The sequence below is a fragment of the Streptomyces sp. B3I8 genome, from assembly GCF_030816915.1.
Classification (GTDB): domain Bacteria; phylum Actinomycetota; class Actinomycetes; order Streptomycetales; family Streptomycetaceae; genus Streptomyces.
Genome location: NZ_JAUSYN010000002.1, coordinates 6,437,293 through 6,461,859 on the forward strand (window position 1 = coordinate 6,437,293; position 24,567 = coordinate 6,461,859).

20 protein-coding genes are annotated in these 24,567 nt (G+C 71.1%); 6 read left to right on the top strand and 14 right to left on the bottom strand.

Annotation, left to right across the window (positions count from 1 at the left end; genetic code table 11):
* The first annotated feature begins 522 nt into the window (after positions 1 to 522).
* The gene (locus tag QFZ64_RS30665; RefSeq protein ID WP_307070718.1) at positions 523 to 1,986 is read left to right on the top strand and encodes an endo-1,4-beta-xylanase; all 1,464 of its coding nucleotides are present in this window, start codon (positions 523 to 525) and stop codon (positions 1,984 to 1,986) included.
* Between the two features lie 119 nt (positions 1,987 to 2,105).
* Here the strand turns inward: QFZ64_RS30665 and QFZ64_RS30670 are convergent, their stop codons facing one another.
* Positions 2,106 to 2,510, bottom strand: a complete 405-nt coding sequence (locus QFZ64_RS30670; protein ID WP_373430689.1) for a ricin-type beta-trefoil lectin domain protein — start codon at positions 2,508 to 2,510, stop codon at positions 2,106 to 2,108.
* On the opposite strand from QFZ64_RS30670, the gene QFZ64_RS35470 reads away from it, so the two are divergent.
* A complete protein-coding gene (locus QFZ64_RS35470; protein ID WP_373430690.1) occupies positions 2,442 to 2,705 on the top strand; it encodes a helix-turn-helix domain-containing protein in 264 nt (87 codons plus the stop codon). The two genes, QFZ64_RS30670 and QFZ64_RS35470, sit on opposite strands and share 69 nt — an antisense overlap.
* Before the next feature lie 38 nt (positions 2,706 to 2,743).
* Here the strand turns inward: QFZ64_RS35470 and QFZ64_RS30675 are convergent, their stop codons facing one another.
* The 8 genes from QFZ64_RS30675 to QFZ64_RS30710 form a co-directional block, all read right to left on the bottom strand.
* A complete protein-coding gene (locus QFZ64_RS30675; RefSeq protein ID WP_307071924.1) occupies positions 2,744 to 2,905 on the bottom strand; it encodes a cupin domain-containing protein in 162 nt (53 codons plus the stop codon).
* 542 nt (positions 2,906 to 3,447) lie between these two features.
* Positions 3,448 to 4,446: an ester cyclase gene (locus QFZ64_RS30680; RefSeq protein ID WP_307070720.1), complete on the bottom strand. Its 999-nt coding sequence runs from the start codon at positions 4,444 to 4,446 to the stop codon at positions 3,448 to 3,450.
* 106 nt (positions 4,447 to 4,552) lie between these two features.
* A complete protein-coding gene (locus tag QFZ64_RS30685; protein ID WP_307070721.1) occupies positions 4,553 to 5,899 on the bottom strand; it encodes an MFS transporter in 1,347 nt (448 codons plus the stop codon).
* Positions 5,900 to 6,117: 218 nt separating this feature from the next.
* Positions 6,118 to 6,903 carry an HpcH/HpaI aldolase/citrate lyase family protein gene (locus QFZ64_RS30690; protein WP_307070722.1) on the bottom strand — a complete coding sequence of 262 codons (786 nt, stop codon included), beginning with the start codon at positions 6,901 to 6,903 and terminating at the stop codon, positions 6,118 to 6,120.
* A complete protein-coding gene (locus tag QFZ64_RS30695; RefSeq protein ID WP_307070723.1) occupies positions 6,900 to 7,694 on the bottom strand; it encodes an SDR family NAD(P)-dependent oxidoreductase in 795 nt (264 codons plus the stop codon). The genes QFZ64_RS30690 and QFZ64_RS30695 overlap by 4 nt, the downstream gene beginning before the upstream one ends.
* Positions 7,691 to 9,001 (bottom strand): histidinol dehydrogenase, encoded by a 1,311-nt coding sequence (hisD, locus tag QFZ64_RS30700; protein WP_307070724.1) that lies wholly within the window; start codon positions 8,999 to 9,001, stop codon positions 7,691 to 7,693. Before hisD ends, QFZ64_RS30695 begins: the two co-directional genes overlap by 4 nt.
* A 48-nt stretch (positions 9,002 to 9,049) precedes the next feature.
* Positions 9,050 to 9,796, bottom strand: a complete 747-nt coding sequence (locus QFZ64_RS30705) for an alpha/beta fold hydrolase (protein WP_307070725.1) — start codon at positions 9,794 to 9,796, stop codon at positions 9,050 to 9,052.
* Positions 9,797 to 9,801: 5 nt separating this feature from the next.
* Complete coding sequence (locus QFZ64_RS30710; RefSeq protein WP_307070726.1) at positions 9,802 to 10,941, bottom strand: cupin domain-containing protein; 1,140 nt, start codon at positions 10,939 to 10,941, stop codon at positions 9,802 to 9,804.
* Positions 10,942 to 11,153: 212 nt separating this feature from the next.
* Between QFZ64_RS30710 and QFZ64_RS30715 the strand changes: the two genes are divergently transcribed.
* The gene (locus QFZ64_RS30715; protein ID WP_307070727.1) at positions 11,154 to 12,152 is read left to right on the top strand and encodes a LacI family DNA-binding transcriptional regulator; all 999 of its coding nucleotides are present in this window, start codon (positions 11,154 to 11,156) and stop codon (positions 12,150 to 12,152) included.
* 459 nt (positions 12,153 to 12,611) lie between these two features.
* Here the strand turns inward: QFZ64_RS30715 and QFZ64_RS30720 are convergent, their stop codons facing one another.
* The 4 genes from QFZ64_RS30720 to QFZ64_RS30735 all read right to left on the bottom strand — a co-directional run bounded on the left by QFZ64_RS30720 (position 12,612) and on the right by QFZ64_RS30735 (position 17,581).
* Positions 12,612 to 14,300 (bottom strand): glycoside hydrolase family 13 protein, encoded by a 1,689-nt coding sequence (locus QFZ64_RS30720; RefSeq protein ID WP_307070728.1) that lies wholly within the window; start codon positions 14,298 to 14,300, stop codon positions 12,612 to 12,614.
* 118 nt (positions 14,301 to 14,418) lie between these two features.
* Positions 14,419 to 15,267, bottom strand: coding sequence for a carbohydrate ABC transporter permease (locus QFZ64_RS30725; protein ID WP_307070729.1), 849 nt, complete (start codon positions 15,265 to 15,267; stop codon positions 14,419 to 14,421).
* Positions 15,264 to 16,259 (bottom strand): carbohydrate ABC transporter permease, encoded by a 996-nt coding sequence (locus tag QFZ64_RS30730; RefSeq protein ID WP_307070730.1) that lies wholly within the window; start codon positions 16,257 to 16,259, stop codon positions 15,264 to 15,266. The genes QFZ64_RS30725 and QFZ64_RS30730 overlap by 4 nt, the downstream gene beginning before the upstream one ends.
* A complete protein-coding gene (locus QFZ64_RS30735) occupies positions 16,256 to 17,581 on the bottom strand; it encodes an extracellular solute-binding protein (protein WP_307070731.1) in 1,326 nt (441 codons plus the stop codon). Before QFZ64_RS30735 ends, QFZ64_RS30730 begins: the two co-directional genes overlap by 4 nt.
* A gap of 168 nt (positions 17,582 to 17,749) precedes the next feature.
* Here QFZ64_RS30735 and QFZ64_RS30740 point away from each other — a divergent pair, with 168 nt between their 5' ends.
* Entirely contained in the window at positions 17,750 to 18,793 is a 1,044-nt protein-coding gene (locus QFZ64_RS30740) for a LacI family DNA-binding transcriptional regulator (RefSeq protein ID WP_307070732.1), read from the top strand.
* A gap of 1,206 nt (positions 18,794 to 19,999) precedes the next feature.
* A complete protein-coding gene (locus QFZ64_RS30745; protein ID WP_307070733.1) occupies positions 20,000 to 22,798 on the top strand; it encodes a LuxR family transcriptional regulator in 2,799 nt (932 codons plus the stop codon).
* Between the two features lie 226 nt (positions 22,799 to 23,024).
* On the opposite strand, the gene QFZ64_RS30750 is transcribed toward QFZ64_RS30745, so the two are convergent.
* Positions 23,025 to 23,966, bottom strand: coding sequence for an alpha/beta fold hydrolase (locus QFZ64_RS30750; RefSeq protein WP_307070734.1), 942 nt, complete (start codon positions 23,964 to 23,966; stop codon positions 23,025 to 23,027).
* Between the two features lie 239 nt (positions 23,967 to 24,205).
* Between QFZ64_RS30750 and QFZ64_RS30755 the strand changes: the two genes are divergently transcribed.
* Entirely contained in the window at positions 24,206 to 24,550 is a 345-nt protein-coding gene (locus tag QFZ64_RS30755) for a hypothetical protein (RefSeq protein WP_307070735.1), read from the top strand.
* The last annotated feature ends 17 nt before the right edge of the window (positions 24,551 to 24,567 follow it).

Below are 24,567 nucleotides of genomic sequence, written 5' to 3' on the forward strand. Positions count from 1 at the left end.
TTAGGTAGGCGGGGCTCATAGGTCAAGGCCTCCCGTCGACTTCCGTGCGGGAGATGTCACTCCGCGAGGCGTAACATGCCGCCCGCCGAGGGACAATCCCCTGCGTATGCCGCCGATGACTCGCCGGCGCAGTAAACCGTGCGGGTTGGCGTCGACTTCCGGCTTGTCGAAACTTTCGAGTGGCAATCGGAAAATTATTCTGCCGTCACGGTTGACGAGCTCTCGTCAATCTGGTCATCATCCTGTCGGTGAACCGACCGCATGCCGAGATCTCGGACGCATGACCCGGGCGGCCGTGCTGCCCGGCAGAGCCGCGTACATCCGCACGACAGGTCCGCAGAACCGCACACCCGCACACCACCCCGCCCGCGCCACGCGCCACCCCGTTCTTCGTTCCGGTGAGGCTCGCACCTGACGCAGGTCGACGCCTGTCGACACATTCCCGACGCCCTGTGCGGCGGGAGAGGTACGCGTCGCCGCGTGCCGGTGGTTCCGTTCGTTCCTACCTTCGGAGGCACAGCCATGGGCTTCTACGCCCTTGACAGACCCGTCGCCAGACGGAAGAGCCGTGTTCTGCTGGTGGCGCTGGCCGCCGGCGTCCTCGCCCTGGTCGCCGCGCTGGTCTCGCCGCCGCCCGCGCACTCCGCCGAGAACACGCTCGGCGCCGCCGCGGCGCAGAGCGGCCGCTACTTCGGCACCGCCATCGCCTCGGGCAAGCTCGGCGACTCGGCGTACACCTCGATCGCGTCCCGTGAGTTCAACATGGTGACGGCCGAGAACGAGATGAAGATCGACGCCACCGAGCCGCAGCGGGGTCAGTTCAACTTCACCAACGCCGACCGCATCTACAACTGGGCCGTGCAGAACGGCAAGAAGGTGCGCGGCCACACCCTGGCCTGGTACTCCCAGCAGCCCGGGTGGATGCAGAGCCTGAGCGGCAGCTCGCTGCGCCAGGCGATGATCGACCACATCAACGGCGTGATGGGCCACTACAAGGGCAAGATCGCACAGTGGGACGTCGTGAACGAGGCGTTCGCCGACGGCAACTCGGGCGGCCGTCGCGACTCCAACCTGCAGCGCACCGGCAACGACTGGATCGAGGTCGCCTTCCGCACCGCGCGCGCCGCCGACCCGTCCGCCAAGCTCTGCTACAACGACTACAACATCGAGAACTGGAACTGGGCCAAGACCCAGGGCGTGTACAACATGGTCCGCGACTTCAAGTCGCGCGGCGTGCCGATCGACTGCGTCGGCTTCCAGTCGCACTTCAACAGCGGCAGCCCCTACGACAGCAACTTCCGTACCACGCTGCAGAACTTCGCCGCCCTCGGCGTGGACGTGGCCATCACCGAGCTCGACATCCAGGGCGCCTCGGCCTCGACGTACGCCAACGTGGTCAACGACTGCCTGGCCGTCTCGCGCTGCCTCGGCATCACCGTCTGGGGTGTGCGGGACAGTGACTCCTGGCGCTCGGACCAGTCGCCGCTGCTGTTCGACAACAACGGCAACAAGAAGTCGGCGTACACCTCCGTCCTGAACGCCCTCAACAGCGCCTCGCCCGGCGGCGGCGACGGCGACGGCGGCGACGGCGGCGACGGCGGCCAGAGCGGACAGCTCAAGGGCGTCGGTTCGGGCCGTTGCGTGGACGTGCCGGGCGCCGCCACCTCGGACGGCACCGCGGTCCAGCTGTACGACTGCAACAGTGCCGACAACCAGAAGTGGGAGCAGACGGACGCCGGTGAGCTGCGGGTCTACGGAAACAAGTGCCTGGACGCCGCCGGCACCGGCAACGGCGCCAAGATCCAGATCTACAGCTGCTGGGGCGGCGACAACCAGAAGTGGCGTCTCAACTCCGACGGGTCCGTAGTCGGTGTCCAGTCCGGACTCTGCCTCGACGCCGTGGGAGCCGGCACCGCCAACGGCACCCAGCTCCAGCTCTACACCTGCTCGGGCGGCAGCAACCAGCGCTGGACGCTTGCGTCCTGACACCGCCCCCGCCGCCGTCCTGGTCGGGTGACGAGGACGGCGGCGGGGAAGCACCGGGGGACCGGGGTCGCCGCCGTCGTGGCGGCGGCCCCGGTGGAGTGCGCTCGCCTCCGGGCGGGTCAGGTGCGCCGCCAGCGCTGGTCCGATCCGCCGCTGCAGGGCCAGATGTCCAGGGCGGTGTTGTGGGCCGTGCCCTGGCCGACCGCGTCCAGGCACTTGCCGGAGGCGACGTCGACCACGCTGCCGTCGGCGCGGACCCGCCAGGCCTGGGCGGGGGTGCCGTCGCAGTCGTCGATGTCGACCGGGCTCCCGTCGGCGGTGGCCCCGCCGGTGACCTCCAGGCACTCGGAGTCGTAGACGGTGAGCTGGTTGGTGGTCGTGGAGGTCCGGAGCTGGTTGCCTCCGGTGTTGCAGTCCCACAGGGCGGGCCTGGTCCCGTTGCCGTGTACCAGCGGATGCCGCCGCGCGGGGCGTACCACCTTCTCGAACTGTGCACGCGCGACGAGGCCGGACTCGTCGTCCACGCCACGCAGGACGAAGTCGCCCGGGCGGTGGGACCGGTGCGGGAGGTCGTCGCCAGAACCCTCAGGGACTTCGCGCACGAGGGTCTCATCGCACGCGGGCCGCGTGCGATCCGTCTCGTCGGCCCCCGCCGGGTTCTTCATCTTCGGCATCTCGCTCTCGGTGAACTGCTTCAGCAGGGTGGCCGGCACTGGTGAGGTGCCGCCGACGCGGCGGGGTCCCGGCCGCGCAGCCGTCACATGATCGGCGGGATGAACACCTCGAGCATCACCGTGTCCTCGAGGAACTCGGCCGTGTGCGGCGCGTTCGGGGGGATCGCGATCGACTCCCCGGCACCGAGGAGGCGCTCGTCACCGTCGACGACGATCTTCATGCGTCCCGAAATGATGGTCGAGATCTGCTCGTGGGGGGGTGAATCTCCGGCTCGTTGGGATCCTGCTGGTCGGGAAAGATCACCCCTGCCTTCATCTCGACGTGCATGATCTGGGCGGTGCGCCCGGTGAGTGCCTTGTAGGTGGCTCGCTCACCGAAGTCGAACAACGGCGCCGACTCGATACTCCTCGTGCTGCGGCGAACGACTCATGCCGGTCTCCTTCGCATTCCGACGCCGGGAGTGGCCACGTCAATGACGCCCCCACCGGGCCGCCGTGACCTGAGTTGCGGGTCGGCTCGCGCGGACCCGGAGGAGACAACGGCGGGGTCGGGCCCAACCGGTGCGCGGGCGTGAGGTTGTTCGTCTCCTACCGCGTCCCCGACCTGGATCATTCGCCCGGTTCCTGCACCGCCTCGGGCCACGCCGGATCGGGCAGGGCCGAGGGCGGCCATGGGCTCATCTCGTGATCCCGACGCCCCTGCGGTGGCCCGCTCCGAGCCGGGCGCCGCGCCCCGGCGGGCCCGGCACCTGGGCGCGGTGCCGGGCCCGCCGGGATCAGCGGAGGATCAGTAGATGTTGGCCTCCACCTGTGGGGCGTCCTCGCGTGCCGCATCGATCTGCGCACGCAGCGAGATCTCGTCGTAGACGCGGACCTCCTTCACGATGCGGCCCTCCTGGATCAGGAACTGCGACACGCCGAGCACCGTCACCGGCCGGCCGGTGAGGGGGCCGAAGACGGGGGCGCCGCGGTACGTGCCGTGCATGGTCCAGAGGACGGCCACCCGCAGGCCCGCGTACCGCGGGGAGTGGTTCGTCTGGATGTCCCGGACGGAGAAGCGTGCGTCAGGGAAGGGCGCGACCATGGCGAGGAGGTCGCTCTGGTAGCGCTCGGGGCGGATGACGGTCCGGTCGCCGATCGTGTGCAGGAACAGGTCGCGCACCATGAAGTCGTTGACCCTGTGCAGTCGGCGCCGCGTCCACACGTCGTCGATGAACTCGAGCACCATCTCGCACTCGGGCCGGTACTCGTCCGGTCGGGCCCCGCTGACCCCGCTCACCAGCACGTCCTTCGGCGGCTCCTCGAGCATGGAGCCGCTGTATCCCTGGAAGGTCAGCCCGCGAGCCGCCTCGGCCGGGTCCAGGCCGAGTTGCAGGCAGTCGGCCAGCTCGTCGCGCACCACCCACTCCTCGACCATCCGGCCGCGTCGGTACAGGCAGTTGGCCACCGTGCGCTTGCGGACGCGGACGTTGCGGCCGTCCACGAGGTGCTCGTCCGCGGAGAAGACCAGGTGGGAACTGAGGAAGGCGTCGTCGCCGCGCGCCTCCCACACCACGTCCTCCGCCTGGCCCACGTGGCCCGGTGCGGTGCCCATACGGATGGTGCTGCCCTCGATGACACCCTCACGGCCGACGACGGTGCCGAGGCTGGTGTGCACGATCGAGTCGGGCTCGTAGTTGTCGACGATGTGCGCGATGTCGCGGTCGACCCAGATACGGTCGGTCACCTCGCGGATGAAGTCGTCCGGGTCCTTGTAGGGCAGGTATGCGACGGGATCCAGGGGCATGGTGCTTCCGTTCCTGTGCTGGTGTGAATGCGTATGTAGAAGGATGGTTCGGGGAGGTGTCCGGTGAGGTCGCCGCCGGGCCGTCGATGTCCGGTTCCCCGCCGCGCTATCGGGTGAACTTGTCCGCGCCCAGTTGGCTCCGGTACGTCTCCGTCATGAAGGCGCTCACGACGACCAGGGCCAGGAGGGCGCCCACGGCCAGGTAGACCCAGACGGCGTAGATGGTGCCGAAGGTGCTGACCAGCAGTGTCGCGACGAACGGAGTGATGCCCATGAAGATGGAGAAGGAGCTGTTGTACGCGATGGCGCTGGCACTGAACCTGGTCCGGGTGGAGAAGAGCTCCGCCGCGCAGACGGTGACGATGCCCGTGAGGAAGAACTCCGGCACGAGGTAGATGAGCTGGCTGACCACGGCCGCCTCGAAGGTACCTTGCTCGCCGACCCGGAAGGCGAGCGGGACCAGGACGATGCACCCGATGGCGCCGGTGACCAGCATCGGCTTGCGGCCGATGCGGTCGGACAGCATGCCGGCCAGCGGAAGGGTCGGGATGAGGACCGCGATGGAGATGGCGTTCGAGGCCAGGCCCATCCAGCGCGGCAGGCCGAGCGTGTCGGTCAGGTACTGCGGATAGAACGTGACCCAGCTGTAGGACAGGATCGCGAGCATGATCGAAATTCCGCAGAAGACCAGGATCGGCCGCCACTGCGAGCGCAGCGCCTCACGGACCGGTGCCCTGACGACATCGGTGCCCTCTTCGGTCGCGCGGACGAACTCCGGAGTCTCCTCGATGTGACGGCGCAGCCATATCCCGACCAGGCTGAGCGGGATCGCCAGCAGGAAGGGAAGCCGCCAGCCGTACGAGTCGAGTGCCTCGCCCTCGAACACCCAGCTGGTCAGGGCCGCCGTACCGGCGCCCGCGAGGGTGCCGACGAAGCAGCTGTTGGAGGCGTACGAGGTGTAGTAGGCCCGGCGGTTCGGCTCGGCCCACTCCACGATGAACGCGACGGCTCCGACGTATTCGCCGCCCGAGACCGCACCCTGGACGACACGGAGCAGCAGGAGCAGGATCGGCGCACCGATGCCGATGGCCTGGTAGGTGGGCAGGACCCCGATCAGGGCGCTGGCCACGCCCATGGCGACGATGGTCCACAGGAGCGTCTTCCTGCGGCCGACCCGGTCGCCCCAGCGGCCCACGAGGGTGCCGCCGAGCGGGCGGAACAGGCAGGCGACGGCGATGATCGCGTACGTGCCCAGCACTGCCACGGTCCGGTCGCTCTCGGGGAAGAACGCCGGGGCCATGACGGGTGCCAGGTAGCCGTAGAGGCCGTAGTCGAACTGCTCGACGAAGTTGCCGATGCTGCCGGCGCCGATCGCTCGGCGTATGGCTTTCCGTTTGTCCTGGTCGGCCTGGGGGGAGCCGACCGCCTGGCCGGGTGGCGCTGCGGCGGACATGACGTCTCCGATCACGCAGGGGGGATGAGGGGTGTGCATACGTATGAACTGGTGGTGAACACTAAGGATCCCGGTGTGGGGCGTCAAGGCCTTGTCCGCACGGAGCGGCACACCCCAGAACGCGACGGCGGGGAGCGCACCGACACCGTCGGCAGGGGGGCACGCGACGCTCCTGGGACGGTCGGCCGGATCCTCGGCGGCGGTGGTCGGTCGAGCCGTCAGGCGGGAGGGCCGACCGCGTCCGCCGTCCCGGACGCGCTCAGGGAACGCATGGTGTCCATGAGCACATGAGCCATGTTGTAGACGATCAGCCGGGCGCCCTCGCGCTCGGCGGCCCGGGCGGCCTGGAGACTCGGCACGATGGTCATCACCGCGCGCCTGCGCGCCCGCGTCGCGTCGTGGGCCCGGTTGATCAGGGCGTCGACGACGCCGGGCTCCGGGAAGCCACAGTCCGCGGCCAGGTCGGCCGGGCCCACCAGGACCGCGTCCACTCCCTCGGTGCCGGCGATGGCGTCGGCGTCCTCGCAGGCCCGCCGGGTCTCCACCATCGTCACGACCAGGGCCTCGCGGGACGCGGCCACATGGTCGGCCGCCGTCACCGTGCCGAACCGGCCCGCTCTGCTGTAGGTGGCGAAACCCCGCTCTCCCCACGGGGGGTAGTGGCTTGCGGCCACCGCCCGCCGGGCGTCCTCGGCGCTGTTCACATGCGGGTGGATCAGTCCGGCGGCGCCCATGTCGAGGCAGCGCAGCGCCAGTGCCGGCTCGGCCGAACCCACGCGGACCAGGACGTCGATCCCGTACGCCGCCGCGGCCGTGAGGTGATGCTGGAGCAGTGCCGTGTCGGCGGGCCCGTGCTCGCAGTCGATGACGACGTAGTCGAGTCCCGCCACCCCCGCCATCTCGACCAGCGTCTCCGAGGGCAGCCGCAGCAGGGCGCCCCGCAACCGCTCGCCGTCCGCCAGGCGCTGTTTGAGGGTGCGGCGCGACGTGCCGCGCGCGGTCACCGGGCCACCATCCCGGCCGAGAGGTCGATGTCGGCGCCGCACAGACCACGCATGCGCAGCATCGCGACGACGGCCTCGCCCACCTCCTCCTCGGTGACCATCCGGCCCAGGGCGGAGCGGGACACGAAGGCCTGTTCGGCCTGGGCGTACGAGCCGCCCGTGCGCTCCGCCTCCAGGCGGAAGTTGCGCTCCATGCGTGGGCCCGCAACGGGTCCGGGGGAGAGGGAGTTCACCATGACGCCCAGCGGCCCGGCCTCCGCGGCCAGGGTCGTCGTGAGGCCGATGACCGCCATCTTCGACGCGCAGTAGGGGGTGCGCCGCGCCAGCGGGCGCTTGCCCGACACCGAGGCGATGTTCACGATGTCGCCCGCGCCCCGCCCGGCCATGGCGGGCAGGAAGGCACGGCACATCAGGAAGACCCCGCGCACGTTCACGTCGAAGACCTCGTCCCAGTCCCGCGCGGTGATCTCGGTCAGCGGTGCCACCGGGCCGGCGATCCCGGCGTTGTTGACCAGGATCGAGATCTCCTCGTCGGCCAGACCGCGCACGAGTGATCCGACCTCCTCGGGACGGGAGACGTCACAGACGCGGTGCGCGACGTTCGGACCGAGCCGGGACGCCGTCTCCTTGAGCCGGACCTCGTCGCGGCCGGTGATCACCACCCGCGCACCGTCGGCGACCAGGGCCCCCGCGATGGCCCGGCCGAGACCGCCGCCCCCGCCGGTGACGAGGGCGGTACGCCCGGTCAGCGGAGTGGCGGGACCGGCCGGCACCGCGATACCGGCGCTCACGCGACGCCCTCCGCGTTCCAGGGCAGGGTGCCCTTGCCGTACTTGGCGGCGCGGACGTCGCCGGAGCGGGCGTGGCCCTCGAAGAGCTCGACGCGTGCGGCGCGCCCGCACACCTCGCCGAGCAGCGCCGAGGAGGCGGTGTCGGTGACTTCCTGGTAGGTCACCGTCTTCAGGTACTTGCCGACCCACAGACCACCGGTGTAGCGGGCGGCACCGCGGGTGGGCAGGACGTGGTTGGTACCGATGACCTTGTCGCCGTAGGAGACGCAGGTGCCTTCGCCCAGGAAGAGCGCACCGTAGTCCCGCATCTTCTCCAGCGCCTGGCGCGGGTTCTCGGTCAGCACCTCCACATGCTCGCTCGCGTAGGAGTCGGCGATCCGGAAGGCCTCGTCGAGGGTGTCGGCCACCACGATCTCACCGTGGTCGCGCCAGGCCGGTGCGGCGAAGTCCCGGGTGGGCATGCCGGGCAGCAGGCGCTCGATGTGCCGCTCCACCTCGTGGCCCAGCTCCTCGGAGGTCGTGACCAGGACGGCGGGGGAGTCCGGGCCGTGCTCCGCCTGGGACAGCAGGTCGACGGCCACCACGAACGGGTCCGCGTGCTCGTCGGCGAGCACCAGGATCTCGGTCGGCCCGGCGAACAGGTCGATGCCGACCTCGCCGAACAGTTGCCGCTTGGCCTCCGCCACGTACGCGTTGCCCGGGCCGGCGAGCATCGGGACACGCTCGATGGTCTCGGTTCCCAGGGCCAGCGCCGCGATCGCCTGGACACCGCCCAGCAGGTAGATCTCGTCGGCGCCCGCGAGGTGCATGGCCGCGACCGTCGCGGCGGGGATCTCCCCCCGGATGGGCGGGGTGCAGGCGGCCACGCGGGGAACACCCGCGACCTTGGCGGTCACGATCGTCATGTGGGCCGACGCGGTGAGCGGGTAGCGCCCTCCGGGCACGTACGCGCCGGCGCCCGCCACGGGAACGTGCCGGTGGCCGAGGTGGACGCCGGGCAGCGTCTCGATCTCGACATCACCCAGCGCGTCACGCTGGGCCTGCGCGAACGTGCGGACCTGCCGTTGCACGAAGCGGATGTCGTCCAGGACCGTGTCGGACACCTGGGAGACGATCCGCCGGATCTCGTCGGGAGCCAGGCGGAACGACTCGGGACTCCAGTCGTCGAACTTCTCGGAGTACTGGCGCACCGCGTCGTCGCCGCGCCGGCGGATGTCGTCGAGGATGACGTGGACGCGCTCGGCGACATCCGCCCGGGCCGCTGTGACCTGCGCGGCGGGTACCGGGGACTTGAGGTGTCGAGGCATGACGGCTCTCTTCCAGTCGGGTGAGGCAGGGGTGAGGTGAGGGTGGGGCTACGAGCCGGCGTCCGGGGCGCCGGCAGGTGTCGTGCCGGTGGCGGCCGCGACCAGTTCGCGCAGCGCGGCCGTCACCGCCTCGGGCCGTTGCCACGGCACCAGGTGCCCCGAGTCGCGCAGCAGGGTCAGGCCGGCCCCCGGGATCGCTCGTGCGATCGTCCGGTGGAACGCGGGCGGGCACAGTGGGTCCCGCTCGCCGGCCAGCACGAGGGTCGGGCAGCGGACCGTACGGAGTACGCCGGTCGCGTCCGTGCGCGTCGCCTGGGCGGCGAGCTGGGCGCGGGCGGCGGTGGCGCCCACGGCATGCGCCATGCTCCGGTAGCGCCGCGCGGCCCCGGGCGTCGGTTCCCGGTCGGGGAACATGTCCGGCAGTGTTCGCTCGACGACGTGCGTGAACCGGCCTGCCGCGATCGACTCGTCCATCTCCCGCCAGGCCGCGTACTGCTCGGGGCGCGGCGCGCCGGCGTTGGTCGACATCACGCACAGGCCGGCGACGCGGCCGGGTGCCCGGCGCAGAACCTCGAACCCGACGATGGCTCCCAGACTGAGCCCGACGAGCAGGAACGGGCCGACGACCGTCTCGAGTACGTCCTCGGCGAGCGCCCCGATGTCCGCCCGCCGCAGCTGTACGTGGTGCACGTCGTGGCCCTCGGGGAAGTCGACGTCCTGCCACAGCCTCGCGTCGCAGAGCATCCCGGGCACCACGACGAGTGGCAGCGGACCGGACGGGTCCTGGTGCGGCACGCCGGTCACCAGGGGCGCGCGGAGCGGGGCAGCAGCGCGTAAGGGGCGACGTATCCGTTGTGGTCGATACCCAGACCGGCGTCCGCCGCGCTCTTGAGGACCTCGTCGTCCCACTCCAGCCGGACACGTCCGTCACCGGAGTTGACCACGAGGAGGTCGCCCTGCTCGGTACCGACGTTGCGCACGGTGCGCCAGGCGTCCTGCGGGACGGAGAGCATGTCGCGGGGGCCGAGGCGCACCGAAAGGGGGTCGGTGCGGTTGAGGGTGATCTCCCACAGGCCGTCCTTCACGATCAGCGTCTGGGTCTCGTGCTGGCGGTGCGACGAGACGCCCTGCCCGGGGTCGGCGCGGAGCCAGGCGACGTTGTGACCGTGCGGATTGAAGACGCGGGGTTCCTGGTGCGGGTCCTCGGTCATGCCGTACCCGATGACGCAGCTCAGCCGGGCTCCACCGCCGGGAAGGGTGCTGTCGAGGAAGGGGCGCTCGGAGAAGACGAGCTCGTCCGCGGCGGCGATGCGGCGCTTCATCTCGTCGGGGGTGTAGCGCCGCAGCCGGTCGAGGTGCTCCTGGGCCAGGGGGCTGATCAGCTCGGACTCCGGCGGGACGGTGTCGCCGGTGACGGTGTCGACGAGCTCGTTGTCGGCGGTGAGGTACAGGCCGTGCTTCTGCGCCTCACGCAGGACCGAGGGGCCCCAGATGATGCCGCCGGTGTCGTCCATGCCGAGCACGGTGAACAGCCAGCCGTTGTCCGGGCCGGTGTTGGTGAAGCCGCGGAAGATCCAGGTCGGGATGGAGGCGATGTCGCCGGCCCTGAGTTCGAGCTCGCCCTCGGTGCCGTCGACGCCCCAGCGCAGCAGGTACTCGCCCTCGGTGCAGATGAACACCTCGGCCGTGTAGTGGAGGTGCAGGTTGTTGGTGATGCCGTGCGGCATGGCGGCGGCGCCGATGTTGTAGCCGTGGGGCAGGCGGAGGTTGACGTGCTGGCCGGCCGCCTGCGAGACGCCCGGCCCGATCATCGCGTAGTTCTCCTTCCGGTCCGAACCGGGCGTGCGGCAGTCGATGAAGGCCTGGTTGCAGGAGACGAAGTCGCTGCGGCGCACCGTGCGGCGGGCCAGCTCGTGGGGGGTCACGACGACATCGGGCATGGCAGCTCCCTGGTTGTGAATACGTATGTATTCCATGACAGGCGGTGAAGGGAGGGATGTCAAGGGGGAGGGTGAAGGTGCGTGGAAAGTCGGCCCCGTTCATGTCCGCTGTCGGGGCAGTGGGCGCCCGCGCGATCCAGTGGGCGGATCGAGGCATACGTATACTGATCTGGGTGCGCCATCGGGGGCGCCGGTGGTGACGAGGAGAGTCGATGGGGATCACCAGTCACGACGTGGCCAGACTGGCCGGGGTGTCGCAGGCCACGGTCTCCCGCGCGTTGCGCGACGACCCCCGTGTGTCCGAGGCCACCCGCGCGAAGGTCAGGCGCGCCGCCCAGGCGCTGAACTACGTGCCGAGTGAGGCCGGGCGCACCCTTTCGACGCGTGCCACCCGGCGGGTGGGCGTCATCGTCACCGACCTGACGAACCCGTTCTACCCGCACGTCATCGCGCCGCTCCACGACGAACTGAGCAGCCTCGGCTACCGCATGATGCTGATCACGGAGCGGTCCGACGAGGCGGTCGCCGAAGAGAAGTTGCTGGACCAGTCGATGGACGGCGTCGTCCTTGCGACAGCCACCACCGACTCCCGCCTGCCCGCCCAACTGGAGCGGCGCGGTATGCCCTACGTCTTCCTCAACCGCGACACCGGCCGGGCCGGCGACTTCGCCTCCGTCGTCGACAACGAGGGCGGCGGGCGGCTCGTGGCCCGGGAACTCGTGGCCCTCGGACACCGGCACATCGCCGGCGTCTTCGGCGCGGCCAACACCACCACGGGGCGCGAGCGGGAAATGGGCTTCCGGCTGGCTCTCGCCGAGGCGGGAGTGGGGCTGCCGGAGGACCGGGTGGTGCGCGGAGCGTTCGAGTACGACACGGGCTACCAGGCCCTGCGCGTCCTGTCCGAGTCCGCGCGGGCGCCCACAGCGGTGTTCTGCGGCAACGACGTCGTCGCGATCGGTGTCCTGAACGCGGCCCTGGCAGCGGGTGTCAGGGTCCCCGACGACCTCACCGTCATCGGCTTCGACGATCTCCCGATGGCCGCGTGGGAAGTGTTCCGGCTCACCACGGTCCGGCACGATCTGCGCGAGCTGTCGCGCCAGGCGGCACGGCTGCTCGTCCGGCGGATAGCCAAGGAGGTCGATCCGGCCGGAGAACGGCTGGTCCTGCCGACCGAGTTCGTCCCGCGCGCCACCCACGCCCACGCCCGCTGACCTGTCGGCATCCGGACCACGTGCGCTCCGGGGCCCGCCCCCCGGAGGCCCGAGGTACGAGAACACGCCCGGCAGCAGATGGCCGGCCATCATCGCGGCGATGCCGACCACGGTGGACGCCGCGACCGCGTTGCGGGGAACCCCGTGCCGTCGGGCGCGGGCGAAGACGGCGGCGTCGGACGCAGCGTCGTGGTGGACCCCGAGGGACACGTGTGCGCCGGGGGCCGGACGACCCGGACCGGAAGAGGTCCTGGCGGACGTACTGGGCCTGGCGGAGGCCCGACGGGTGCGGGACCGGGGAACCGCGGGCCCGCACCCGGGTGTGGGACCCGTTCGCGGAGGGACAGCCGCCACTGGAGCTGCCCCTGTACGCGGGCCGGATCGCCCCCGAGCGCCAACGCCGCGGAACGCGCCCGTGAGACGGCAGTCCTCACCACGCCAGGCGCCGGCCGGCGTTCCTCAGCGGCCGGGTGCGGTGGCCCGCAGCCATGCGGTGGTCCAGGGCGGGAGCTTGTCACCGGTCAGCGGGCCGGAGGCGAGGAGCACCTCACCCCGCGGCAACGGTATGGGCTCGTCACCGAGGTTGCTGACGGTGTGCCAGTCGCCGGTGCGGGCGAAGTGCAGCAGCCCCTGCCGCACCCCCTCGCGCGGGCCGACCCACTCGAGTCCCTCGTCCGTGACCAGCGTCCGGCGCAACCGCAGGGCCTCGCGGTACAGCTCGAGGAAGGACTCCTTGTCCCAGCGCTGGGTCTCGGCCGCGTACCGGCCCCAGTCCGCGGGCTGGGGCAGCCACGAGCCACCGCGGCCGAACCCGAAGCTCGCGCCCTCCGCGGTCCACGGCAGCGGCACCCGGCAGCCGTCGCGTCCCTTGACACGTCCGTCGCTGCGCATCCACATCGGATCCCGAAGGTCCGCGCGGTCCAGGTCGGCGACTTCGGGCAGTCCCAGTTCCTCGCCCTGATAGACGTACGCGGACCCCGGCAGAGCCAGCATCAGCAGCGCGGCGGCGCGCGCCTTGCGCATGCCCTTCGGCAGGTCCGGTTCCGGCTCCCGGCCGTCGGTCAGCAGCCATGCCTCGATGTCCTGCTTGGTGAAGTCGCCGGGCAGGGCGTAACGCGAGACGTGCCGCACCACGTCGTGGTTGGAGAGCACCCAGGTGCTGGTCGCCCCCGCGCGGCGGGCGTCGGCGAGCGCGGCGTCGATGATGGTGAACATCTCGGTGGCGTCGAGCGGCGCGCCGAGGAAGTCGAAGTTGAACGCCTGCCCGAGTCCGTCCGCGGAGGCGTAGGCCGTACGCCGGGAGGCTCCCACCCAGGCCTCCGCCACGGCGAAGCGCGGCGGGTCGTAGGCGTCGAACACCTGCCGCCAGCCGCGGTAGATCTCGTGCACCGCGTCGCGGTCCCACAGCGGATGGCTGCCGTCGAGCGGCAGGGCGCCGGGCTGATAACTGAGCTGCTCGCCCAGGTCGCGCAGCGGCGCGCGGAGGTCCTTGGCGAGGCCGTGGGCGACGTCGACGCGGAAACCGGCGACACCCCGGTCGGACCAGAAGCGCAGGGTCGTGTGGAAGTCCTCGCGGACCTCGGGGTTGTCCCAGTTGAAGTCGGGTTGTTGGGGCGCGTAGAGGTGCAGGTACCACTGGCCGTCCGGCACCCGCGTCCAGGCGGGTCCCCCGAAGCTGGAGGGCCAGTCGGTGGGCGGCAGTTCACCGTCCGGCCCCCGGCCGTCACGGAAGACGTAGCGCTCCCGGGCGGCCGAGCCGGGCGCGGCCGCGAGCGCCTGCTGGAACCAGACGTGCTGGTCGGAGGAGTGGTTGGGGACGATGTCGACCATGACGCGCAGACCGAGCCGGTCGGCCTCCGCGACCATCGCGTCGAAGTCCTCCAGGGTGCCGAGACGGGGATCGACGTCGCGGTAGTCGGCGACGTCGTAGCCCCCGTCGGCGAGCTGCGAGGGGTAGAACGGGCTCAGCCAGACGGCGTCCACACCGAGGTCGGCGAGGTAGGGCAGACGGGAGGTGACACCAGGGATGTCCCCGATGCCGTCGCCGTCCGAGTCGGCGAAACTGCGCGGGTAGACCTGGTAGACGACGGCCTGCCGCCACCAGTGCGCATCGTGTGCGGAGGGGGCGGGGGAGTCGTGCTGGAGCATCTGTGAACCTCTCGTGCGAGCGCTCGGGACAGGGTGCGGACGGGCGGACGTACGGGTGGGGCTGAGGGTGGAGCCGGAAGCGGCCGTCACCGAGGAACAGGACTCCGTGCGGGGCTGCTCAGCCCTTCACGGCGCCCGTGGTCATGCCGGAGACGACCGACCGGCGGAAGATCAGCACCAGGAGCGCGATCGGCACGGTGGCCACCATCGCGCCGGCGAAGATCACCCCGTACGGGACCTGGTACTGGCTGGTGAACAGCGCGAGGCCGACGGAGACGGTGCGACGGTCGTCGGATCCGTTGAACGTGAGCGCGAGCAGGAACTCCGACCATGTCGCGGTGAAGGAGAACACCCCGGCCGTGAACAGCCCCGGCCGGGCCAGCGGCAGGATCACCGTGAGGGCGGTGCGCAGCGGACCGGCGCCGTCGACGACGGCGGCCTCCTCCAGCTCACCCGGGATGCGGCTGAGGTAGTTGCGCATGATCCAGATCGCGAAGGGCAGATTCAGCGCCACGTACGGAATGATCAGGCCCGGGTAGCTGTTGAGCAGCCCGGCCTGGCGCTCCATCAGGAACAGGGGCACGAGCAGGGCGATCGGCGGGAAGACCGACAGCATCAGCAACGCCGTCATGACGGCCCCGCGTCCGCGCAGCGGCATCCGGGCGAGGGCGTATCCGGCGAAGAACGACAGGGACAGGATCAGCACGGTGGACAGGCAGGCCACGACGACACTGTTGAGGAAGTAGTGGCCGATCCCGTTGCGGGTGAACGCGGTCTCGTAGTTGTCGAGGGTGGGCTGCTTCGGCAGCAGGGAGGGTGGCGTCGCGCTGATCTCCCTGGGCCCCTTGAGTGAGGAGGACACCATCCAGACCAGGGGCAGCGTGGCGCACACGGCGATGAGCAGCCCGCCGAGATTGACCACATTGAGGTAACGGCGCACGCCCGTGCGCGGGATGTGGCGGCTCATGCCCGTCCTCCTTCGTCGACGTGGGCGCGGAAGACGCGCAGGAACAGCAGGCAGCAGCCCATGACGATGACCGCCGTGGTGACCGCGACGGCGGCGCCGCCTCCGAAGTCGAGGTTCTGGAAGAGGATCCGGTACCCGAGGATCGCCACCGACTGGGTGGCCGTGCCCGGACCGCCCTGCGTCAGCACGAACGGCAGGTCGAAGATGCCGAACGCCTGGAGGATGCGGAAGAGGACCGCGATGGCGACGATGGGCCGCAGCTGCGGCAGGGTGACCTTCCAGAACGTGGTCCACGCGTTCGCGCCGTCGATCTCGGCGGCTTCGTACACGTCGCCCGGGATGAGCATCAGCCCGGCGAGCACGACGATGGCGACGAACGGCGTCGTCTTCCACACGTCGACGGCGACCAGCGCGGCCATCGCGGGCGCCGGCTGCCCGAGGATGTCGGGCTGGGTCCCGAACAACTGCTCGCACAGCCAGCCCACCGCGCCGTAGGTCCCGTTGAACAGGTACGCCCACAGCTGCGCGGCGACGACGTTGATCAGCGCCCAGGGCAGCAGGAGCAGCGCGAGAATCCAGCCGCGGGCGGCTCCCAGCCGTTCCAGGACGAGCGCCACCAGCGTCCCGAGGACCAGCTCGGCGAAGACCGAGACGACCGTGAATCCCAGTGTGAACGCCAGTGCCCGGTACCACTCGGAGTGCGTCAGGAGCGTCCCGTAGTGAGCGACGGTGGGCGAGCCGAGCCGCAGGCCGCCGTACTCGAGCCGGACCTCGCAGAACGACAGCACCAGCGAGAACAGGACGGGGAAGATTGTCACCGCGGCGATGACCAGGAGGGCGGGGGAGGCGAACAGCCACCCGGTGCGAGCACGACGGCGGGCGGTGGAGCTCACAGGCGCGCCCGCCGATGCCTGCCGCGGGGCTGCGGGGGACCCGCCGTTCTTCTCACCTTTCGACGGCGTCATCGCCGCCTTCATCGGTACGGAACTCACAGCGCTCTTCCTTCCAGGGCTGTTCGCAGGCCCTTCCCCGCGGCGCGTACGCCGGCCGCGGGGGAGAGGGCGCCGCGTACGACCTCGTTCGCAGGGGTGTACAGCGCCTTGCTCACCTGTGGGTAGTACGGGGTGACGGGCCGGGCCACGAGTCGCAGGTCGGCGGCGCGCAGAACTGTGGGATCTTTGGCAGCGCGTGCCTGGGGGCCGCTCAGCGCGGAGGTCGCCGCGGGGATGACGCCGGCCTCGCGGGCGAGGAGACGTTGCACCTCGTCCCCGGCGCAGAACCGGGCGAACTCCACGGCGGCGCCCAGCTCCCGTGAACTGGGATTGACGAAGTTGCTCCAGCCGCCGGCGCAGGAGACGCCGGAGCGGCCGGTGCCCTCGAAGCCCGGTCGCGGCACGGCCCCGATCTTTCCGGCGACGCGGGAGACACCCTGAGTGTTCGCGTTGACCCAGGCGTACGACCAGTTGCGCAGGAACAGGCCGCGTCCGTTGACGAAGGCGTCCTGCGAGTCGGATTCCTCGTACGTGGCCACGGTGCGGGGCGTGATCCCGTGGGCGGTGAACCCGGCCATCAGCGAGAATGCCCGCTCCGCCGCCGCTCCGCCCAGCGCGGCCCTTCCCTGCCCGTCCAGGACGGCGGCGCCGGCGTCGGCGAGGAACTCCGTGACGTTGGCCGTCAGCGACTCGGTCACCGCCGCCTGCCAGAGGAACCCGGCCTCGACGTCACCGGTCCGCTGCACCGTGCGGGAGGTGTGCTGCAGTTCCTCCCAGCTGCGGGGGACGCGCAGTCCGTGCTTCGCGAGCAGGTCCTTGCGGTAGAACAGGTAGCTGCTGTCGGTGAAGAACGGCACCGCGTAGACCTTGCCCCGATACGTGGAGCTGTCCCGCAGGGCGGGCGGATAGGCGTCCCAGAAGTCGCCCGGGAGCAGCTTCTCCACCGGCAACGCGAGCGAGGAGTGGCCGAACTGCGCGGGCCATGTCGTGTCGCCCAGGTACACGTCGGGCTGGGCGGAGCCGCCGGCGAGCTGGGTGGTGAGCGCGCTGCGGTTGCCGTCCGAGGTGGACAGGGCGTTGATCTTCGAGACAGTGATCAACGGATGCCGCCGCTCGAAGGCGCGGATGATCAGGTCCGCGACCACTCCGCCGCGTCGTGAGGGAATCTCGGAGACCCACCAGGTCAGCCGGGCGGGCTTGCGGGGAACGGCCGAGGCCTGTGCGAGCAGGTCGTCGAGGTCCTTCCCGCCGCACCCGGCCAACAGGCCCGCCGCGGCGGCGCTCACGGCGCCTGTCAGCAATGCTCTGCGGTGCAGGGGCATGGCGTACTCCTCCTCTCTCGGACTGTCTGATGACAGCGCTGTCACCGTAGGGAGCGGCTGTACGACGTGTCAACGGTCACACGTGCTCGAGTATCGCGGTCGATCATGATGACAGCGCTGTCTTCAGGTAAGACCTGGTCAGCCGGTCGTTGTGTTAGCGTCCCGCACATGGTCGGTGAAGCCGTTGAAAAGGGCGCCACGCTGGCGGATGTCGCCCGGCGGGCCGGAGTCTCGCCCTCGACCGTCTCGCGTACCCTGCGCGGCCTGTCGACGGTGTCTCCCGCGACCCGCGCTCGCGTGGAGGAAGCCGCGCGCGAACTGTCGTTCGCGATCTCGCGCAGTGCGTCCAGTCTGGTCACGGGGCGCACCGGCCGGGTGGCCGTACTCGTGCCCAACCTCGATTCCTGGTTCCTCGGCGCGGCGCTCGCCGGCATGGCGCCCGCACTCAACGCGGCCGGGCTGGACATGCTGGTCTACAGCGTCACCACCGCCGAACAGCGCGCCCAGTTCTTCGACCGACTGCCGGCCCGCCGCAACGCCGACGCCCTGCTCGTGGTCAGTTTCGCGCTGTCCCCCGAGGAACGAGCGCGTCTGGACGACCTGGGAATGCCCCTGGTCTTCGTCAGCCAGCACGAACAGGGCAGGGCAGGCGTCTATGTGGATGATGTGGAGGCCGCCCAGCGAGGCACCCGCTATCTGCTCAACCTCGGCCACCGGCGCATCGCCTACCTGGAGCCTGCGGACGCCTCGGGCTTCGCCTGGAGCAGCCGAGCCCGGCTGGACGGTTACCGCGCGGCCCTGGCGGAGGCGGGTGTCGACAGGGACGACGACCTTGTCCGCGAGGTCGCCCACTGGGAGGGGCCGAGCCTGGAAGCGGCGGTGGGGCGTCTGCTGAGTCTCGCGGAGCCCCCCACAGCGATCTTCGCCGAGACGGACGACATCGCCTTCAGGCTTCTCACGGTGCTGCGCGGCGTCAACGTTCCGGTGCCGCAGCGCATGTCGATCCTCGGCTTCGACGGTCACGCGATGGCCGAGCCGTGGGACCTGTCCACGATGGCGCAGCCGGCCCGCCGACTGGGCGAGGCGGCAGCGGAGTTGGCACACGGAGTGATCCACGATCCCGAGGCGAACCGGGAACGACTTGTGGTCCTGCCGGTGGAACTCGTCCCACGAGGCAGCACCGGGCCGGGTCCCTCCTTGGGGGACCGATGACGAAGGCGGCGTGACGGACCGCCGGACGCGACTCGCCGGCCGTGCTCCGCGGGCCCCTCCCGACCCGGACGGTCGGCACGCCCGCCCCAGCGTCCCTGCGGGCCCACCTGCGCAGTGGCTCCCCGGTGGTCCCACGCATCGCGGCCACCGCCGCGTACGTGCGCCTGCCGTCGCCCGTGCCGAACAGTGCGGCGGCGTCCCTCCGGAACAGGGTGTCCCCGCGGCACGCGGACCTGGCCACCACCGGCCGCTACCCGCACGTTCCGTGTCGAGGACCCCTTCGACGTCTTCCAGGCCCACTACCACCGGCCCCGCGTTCGGCCCAGCATCGCGCCCGGCCACGACCCGGACGACGTCAAGGCGGTGTCCGGCGGCCGACCCGCAGACCTTCACCGCCCGCAACCGCCGCACCCACTGCAACGCCGACCACCCCCTTCGTCCCCGCTCCCGTCAGCCGGTTCCCGGAGCGGAGCTCGAGGCGGCACCGGCGCCGCTGACCAGCACACCGCTGGGCCCCTTCTTGGACCTTCCCGGGCCCCGGCCTCCGAGATCCTGCGCATCGTCGAGCGGGTCACCGAGGGCCGTCCCAACCCTGGGCGCCGGCGGGCTGCCGTCAGGCGGGTCTCCTCCGTCCTGGAGGAGATGCCTGACGACACCTGGCGGGAACAGTGGCAGGCCGGCGGCTTCGACGACGAAGGCGCCGAGTCGGTATGCGCCCTGGCGCGCGAGGGCGACCGCGTCGACAGCGCGGATCCGATCGCCGGGACCGAGCCGGCGTTCTGCCTGCGGGTCGTCCGGCCGTCCATCTCCGGCTACCGCGCGAACAGGTTCCGGGACTACCCGCGGAGATTCCGCGACCTCCCGCCCGATCCGCTGCTGGAGAGGTTGTTCGCCGCGGCCGACGCCTTCGACGTACACCACATGCACCGGGTCCGGGCGAAGTGCGACCCGACCGCTGTCCTGACCCACGCAGGGCATCGCGTTGGAGGACCTGACTCCGTCGGCGCTGCTGCACGTTCCCGCCTTTTCTCGCCGCCGTCAGCGGCGCCTGTACCGCTGAAGCCTCGCGGAGGGCCCGTCGGAGATGAGGCATGCCCCTGTCCGCTGACACCCCGCCGGGACGGATGGCCGATGCTCACCGCGCACGGCACCCGCGACGCTCGGCGGTTCAGGACGACGCTCCGTTAGAATGCGCGGACGAAGGACATGGCGGAGCGGTACTTCCCGGCGAAGGCGGACATGGTGCCTGACATCGCGCCGTTGCGGGGGCGACGCGGCGAGTTGGCGGAACTGGAAGCGCTGGTGAGCCGTGCCCGCGGGGGCCGCAGCGGGGCGCTGGTCGTCTCCGGTGAGGCCGGCGTCGGCAAGACGGCGCTCCTGGACCACCTCACGGCACGGGCCGCGGCACACGTCCGCACCGAGCGCATCGTCGCCTCCCAGTCCGAGATGGAACTCGCCTACGCCGGCCTTCAGCAGCTCTGCGGGCACATGATGGGTTCGGCCGCCCGGCTGCCGGCCCCGCAGCAGGAGGCGATCGAGGTGGCGCTCGGGCTGCGCAGCGCGGCCGCGCCGAGCCCGTTCCTCGTAGGGCTGGCCCTGCTGGGGCTGCTCACCGAGGCCGCCGAGGAGCAGGCACTGCTGTGCGTCGTCGACGACGCACAGTGGCTCGACCAGGCGTCCGCGCGGGCCCTCGCCTTCGCCGCCCGGCGTCTGGACGCGGAGGGTATCGCCCTGGTGCTCGCCATGCGGCAGCCCGACCCGGTGTTCGCGGGCCTGACTCACCTGGTCGTCGAAGGGCTCGGTCACGAGGACGCGTGCGAACTGCTGCGTCTGGCCGTACCCGGTGGCCTGGACCTGCGGGTACGCGACCAGTTGATCGCGGAGGCCCGCGGCAATCCCCTCGCCCTGCGTGAACTGCCCCGGGCCCTGAGCCCGGCCCAGATCGCCGGCGGTTTCACCCTGACCGGTTCCCTGCCGCTGGAAAGCCGCATCGAGCAGAGCCTGGTCGTCCAGCTCGCCCCGCTGCCCGCACCGGCGCGCCTCCTGCTGCTGCTGGCGGCCGCCGAGCCCACCGGTGACCCGGGGCTGCTGTGGCGTGCCAGCGCGGTACTGGGACTGGGGCCGGAAGCCTTCGACGCGGCCAAGGACGCCGACGCGTTCGTCCTCGGCACCCGTGTCGGTTTCCGCCATCCGCTGGTGCGCTCGGCCGTGTACCGGGCGGCGTCACCGGCAGACCGGCGTCGCGTCCACGCCGCTCTGGCGGACGTCACCAGCGCCGAGCACGACCCGGACCGCAGGGCCTGGCACCGGGCCAGCGCGACCCTGCGACCGGACGAGGAGGTCGCCACCGATCTGGAGAAGTCCGCCGTGCGCGCGCGAACCCGCGGCGGCGCGGCGGCCGCCGGCGCGTTTCTCGAGCGGGCGGCGGAGCTCACGCCCTCGCCGTTCCGCCGCGGGCAGCGGCTGATCGCGGCCGCGGAGGCCAAGCACGACGCGGGCGCGTCGGACGCGGCCCTGCGCCTGCTCGAGTCCGCCCGCGCCCTTCCCCTCACCGCGCTCCAGGAGGCGCTCGTGGTGCGACTGCGCGCGCGGGCCGGATACGCGCTGCGGCGTGACCGCAGCGGCGTGCAGCACCTGCTCGACGCGGCGCGAGGGCTCGAAGGGCTCGACCCGGTCCTGGCCCGCGACACCTACATCGAAGCGCTCGCGGCGGCGACCTACGGCGGAAGGCTCGGTGACGCCGAGCAGGTGGCCGCCGTCGCGCACGCGATTCTCGGCGCCACGCCCGCCGCCGACGAGACCGACCGGGCACGGGACCTGATCCTGCGCGGACAGGCGCTGCTCGCCACCGAGGGACAGACGGCGGCGCTCCCCACCCTGCGACGGGCCCAGCGCGCGTTCCTGGAACAGGCGCCGGACTTCCTCGAACTGCACTGGATGTGGTTCGCCTCCCGCGCCGCCCAGGACCTGTGGGACCCCGCCGGGCTGCGCGCGCTCGCCGACCGGCAGGTCGAGCTCGCTCGCGCCGAAGGAGTCGTCACCGTACTGCCGATCGCCCTGAGCCTGCTGATGCTCGTGCAGACGACCGACGGTGACCTGGACGGGGCGGAAGCCTCCTGCGACGAGATCGATGCCATCAAGGAGGTCACCGGCAATCCGCTGCCGGGGTACGGACGGCTCCTCCTCGCCGCGTACCGGGGGCAGGCCGACGAGGCGGAACGCCTGGCCGAGCGGATCCGGGCCGACGGGCTCGCCCGCGGTGAGGGATACGCGCTGAGCGCGGCCAACTTCTCCGAGGCGGTCCTCTACAACGGCCTGGGCCGCTTCGCCGAGGCGGTGGCCCGCGGCCGGCGCGAGCTGCCGTACACCCACGAACTGAACCTCGCGATGCGCACGCTGCTCGAACTGGTGGAAGCGGCTGCCCACACCGGTGAGCGCGCGCTCGCCGAGCAGGCACTCGAGCAGTTGGCCGGCGTCACACGGCCGGTGGGCACCAGCTACGCGCTGGCCGTGCTGGCGATGGCCGAGGCGCAACTGCGGTCGGGGGACGAGGCCGAGAAGCTTTTCCTGGACGCGATCAAGCGCTTCGAGCACGAGCGGATCCCGATCTGGGTGGGGCGCTGCCGCCTGCTGTACGGCGAGGCACTCAACCGCCAGGGGCGTTCCGCCGAAGCGCGTGAACAACTCCGCACCGCGCACCATGTGCTGACGGCCTGCGGAGTGAACGGATTTGCCCAGCGCGCCGCGGACGAACTGCGCGCGAGCGGTGAGACCTTGAGGGTCCACGCACGGGGGTCGGCGGCGCGGTTCACCGAACAGGAACTGAACGTGGCGCGCCTGGCCCGCGAGGGACTGACGAACCGGGAGATCGGCGCCCGCCTCTTCATCAGCGCGCACACCGTCGAGTACCACCTGCGCAAGGTCTTCGTGAAGCTCGGCATCAAGCGGCGCACCGAGCTGAAGCCCGCCCTCGCCGGACTCACCGCGACCGCGTCGAGCGTATGAACGCCTGCGCCCATGGGCCGGACTCCTCTCGTGCTTCCGCACGCGGGCGACGGCCGGCGCCATGCGCCGCGGACCGTCGCCCGCCCGCTCCCTGCCCGGCGGCCGGCGCTGCTGCTTGCCGATCCACAGGCCGGGTCCGAACACCTCGTAGTGGATGGCCTCGGACTCATCGAGCCGGGGCAGGCTCCGACGGCGGGGAGCGTGTCGCGGAACGTGTGACGCGGGGTCACGAAGCGACTTGGTGGGCACGGAGGAACGTGAGGACGGAAGCGTCGAACCGTGCGGGCTGTTCGAGGTGCGCAAGGTGCCCAGCCTCCTCCAGGACCGTCAACTCGGCCTTTTCCAGGCCTTCGTGCAGCAGGGCGGCCCATCGTGGCCCGCAGATGAAGTCGTGACGGCCCGCCAGGACCAGTGCCGGCGGAGTGAGGACGGGCAGTTCGTCCCGGACGTCGAAGGGAGGTTCCTCCCCCAGGGAGGGGGCCGCGTACATGCGCAGCGTCCGACGAGCGGGCGCGAACTCCGGTTCTCTGCCCCAGTAGTCGAAGAGATAGGCCGGCATCAGTGTGCGCAGGACGGCGGTGGCGCCGTCGTCGTCGAGCAGGCCGAGACGGGAGGTGAGGGCTGCGGCGTAACCCGCGACCTCCGGGTGGTCCTCGACGTGATCCTTCACGAACCGCTCCATGGCGGTGACCGCCGCCGACCAGAACTCCTCGTCCGCGACCGGTGAGGTGTCGTAGAGAATGATGGCAGTGACCCGCGCGGGATGGTCGAGGGCGTACCGCTGGGCCACGAAACCACCGTGGGAGTGACCGAGCAGGGCGAACCGTGGCACGTCCAGGTGTTGGACCACGGCGTGCAGGAAGTCCGCGTACGTGGCCACGGTGTAGTCGCGCGGATCCGGGAGCCGGCCGGAGTCGCCCGTGCCGACCGGTTCGACGTAGACCATGGTCAAGGAGTCCTCGAGACCGGGCATGCGCAGGTATTCCCAGCCGATGCCCGGTCCGCCCGAATGAGCGAGACATACGGGGCCCGAGCCGGCGACGTGGTAGCGCAGTGCGATGCGGGCAGTACCGTGCGGAACGGTGATCACGTGCGTGCCAGGAGACAGGGGTGAGGAGAGATCTTCGGGTGTGCGCGGGAGAACCCCGGGTCGATGCGTGTGCTTCACGTTGTCCCATGATCCGTGAGGAGGCAGCAACATCACAAGAAAGAACACAACGAGTGATGACACTGTTATGCAGCACGTCATGGTCGAGCGGTGCCTCGCCGTCCCCTCTCTCGCGAGCGAGAGATACGATGGTGTGACACGATCTGCCGCACGCCAGGGCGCCGCCACGGTGGCGTCTCGCAAGGCGGTGGCCGCGGCGTCGTGGGCATGACGCGGCACACCTATGGCTGGAGCACACCATGGATGCGAAGGACGAGGCCGAGCGCGGCCTGACGGTCATACAGGACTACCTGTACTGGGACTCCCACCGCCGGGCCGCCCACCGCCGCGCGGCGGAGTTCGCCGCACACGTGCCCGGACTGAGCGAAGGACAGAAGACCGACCTGGAGTGGTGGTACGTCGAGGAGCAGATCAGGGTCTCCCGCGCCATCGCCCATCACCTCACCGATCAGATCACGATGGTGGAAGCGCGTCACGCCAGACGCTACGCCCGGCTGCGCCGGACGTCCCGCGTGGCGCTGGCCGTGCTCGCGGCGACCGTGATCGCTCTGCTCGTCCCCCTCGTCCTGGTGGCGGCGGGCTGAACGGCTCGGCCCCGCCG

Excerpts from the sequence above, each read along its gene's own strand:
- QFZ64_RS30740 (WP_307070732.1), top strand. The coding sequence starts at position 17,750 with ATGGTCGGTGAAGCCGTTGAAAAGGGCGCCACGCTGGCGGATGTCGCC.
- QFZ64_RS30665 (WP_307070718.1), top strand. The coding sequence starts at position 523 with ATGGGCTTCTACGCCCTTGACAGACCCGTCGCCAGACGGAAGAGCCGT.
- QFZ64_RS30715 (WP_307070727.1), top strand. The coding sequence starts at position 11,154 with ATGGGGATCACCAGTCACGACGTGGCCAGACTGGCCGGGGTGTCGCAG.
- QFZ64_RS30680 (WP_307070720.1), bottom strand. The coding sequence starts at position 4,446 with ATGCCCCTGGATCCCGTCGCATACCTGCCCTACAAGGACCCGGACGAC.
- QFZ64_RS35470 (WP_373430690.1), top strand. The coding sequence starts at position 2,442 with ATGCCGCCGCGCGGGGCGTACCACCTTCTCGAACTGTGCACGCGCGAC.
- QFZ64_RS30755 (WP_307070735.1), top strand. The coding sequence starts at position 24,206 with ATGGATGCGAAGGACGAGGCCGAGCGCGGCCTGACGGTCATACAGGAC.
- QFZ64_RS30735 (WP_307070731.1), bottom strand. The coding sequence starts at position 17,581 with ATGCCCCTGCACCGCAGAGCATTGCTGACAGGCGCCGTGAGCGCCGCC.
- hisD (WP_307070724.1), bottom strand. The coding sequence starts at position 9,001 with ATGCCTCGACACCTCAAGTCCCCGGTACCCGCCGCGCAGGTCACAGCG.
- QFZ64_RS30720 (WP_307070728.1), bottom strand. The coding sequence starts at position 14,300 with ATGCTCCAGCACGACTCCCCCGCCCCCTCCGCACACGATGCGCACTGG.
- QFZ64_RS30745 (WP_307070733.1), top strand. The coding sequence starts at position 20,000 with ATGGCGGAGCGGTACTTCCCGGCGAAGGCGGACATGGTGCCTGACATC.
- QFZ64_RS30725 (WP_307070729.1), bottom strand. The coding sequence starts at position 15,267 with ATGAGCCGCCACATCCCGCGCACGGGCGTGCGCCGTTACCTCAATGTG.
- QFZ64_RS30710 (WP_307070726.1), bottom strand. The coding sequence starts at position 10,941 with ATGCCCGATGTCGTCGTGACCCCCCACGAGCTGGCCCGCCGCACGGTG.
- QFZ64_RS30685 (WP_307070721.1), bottom strand. The coding sequence starts at position 5,899 with ATGTCCGCCGCAGCGCCACCCGGCCAGGCGGTCGGCTCCCCCCAGGCC.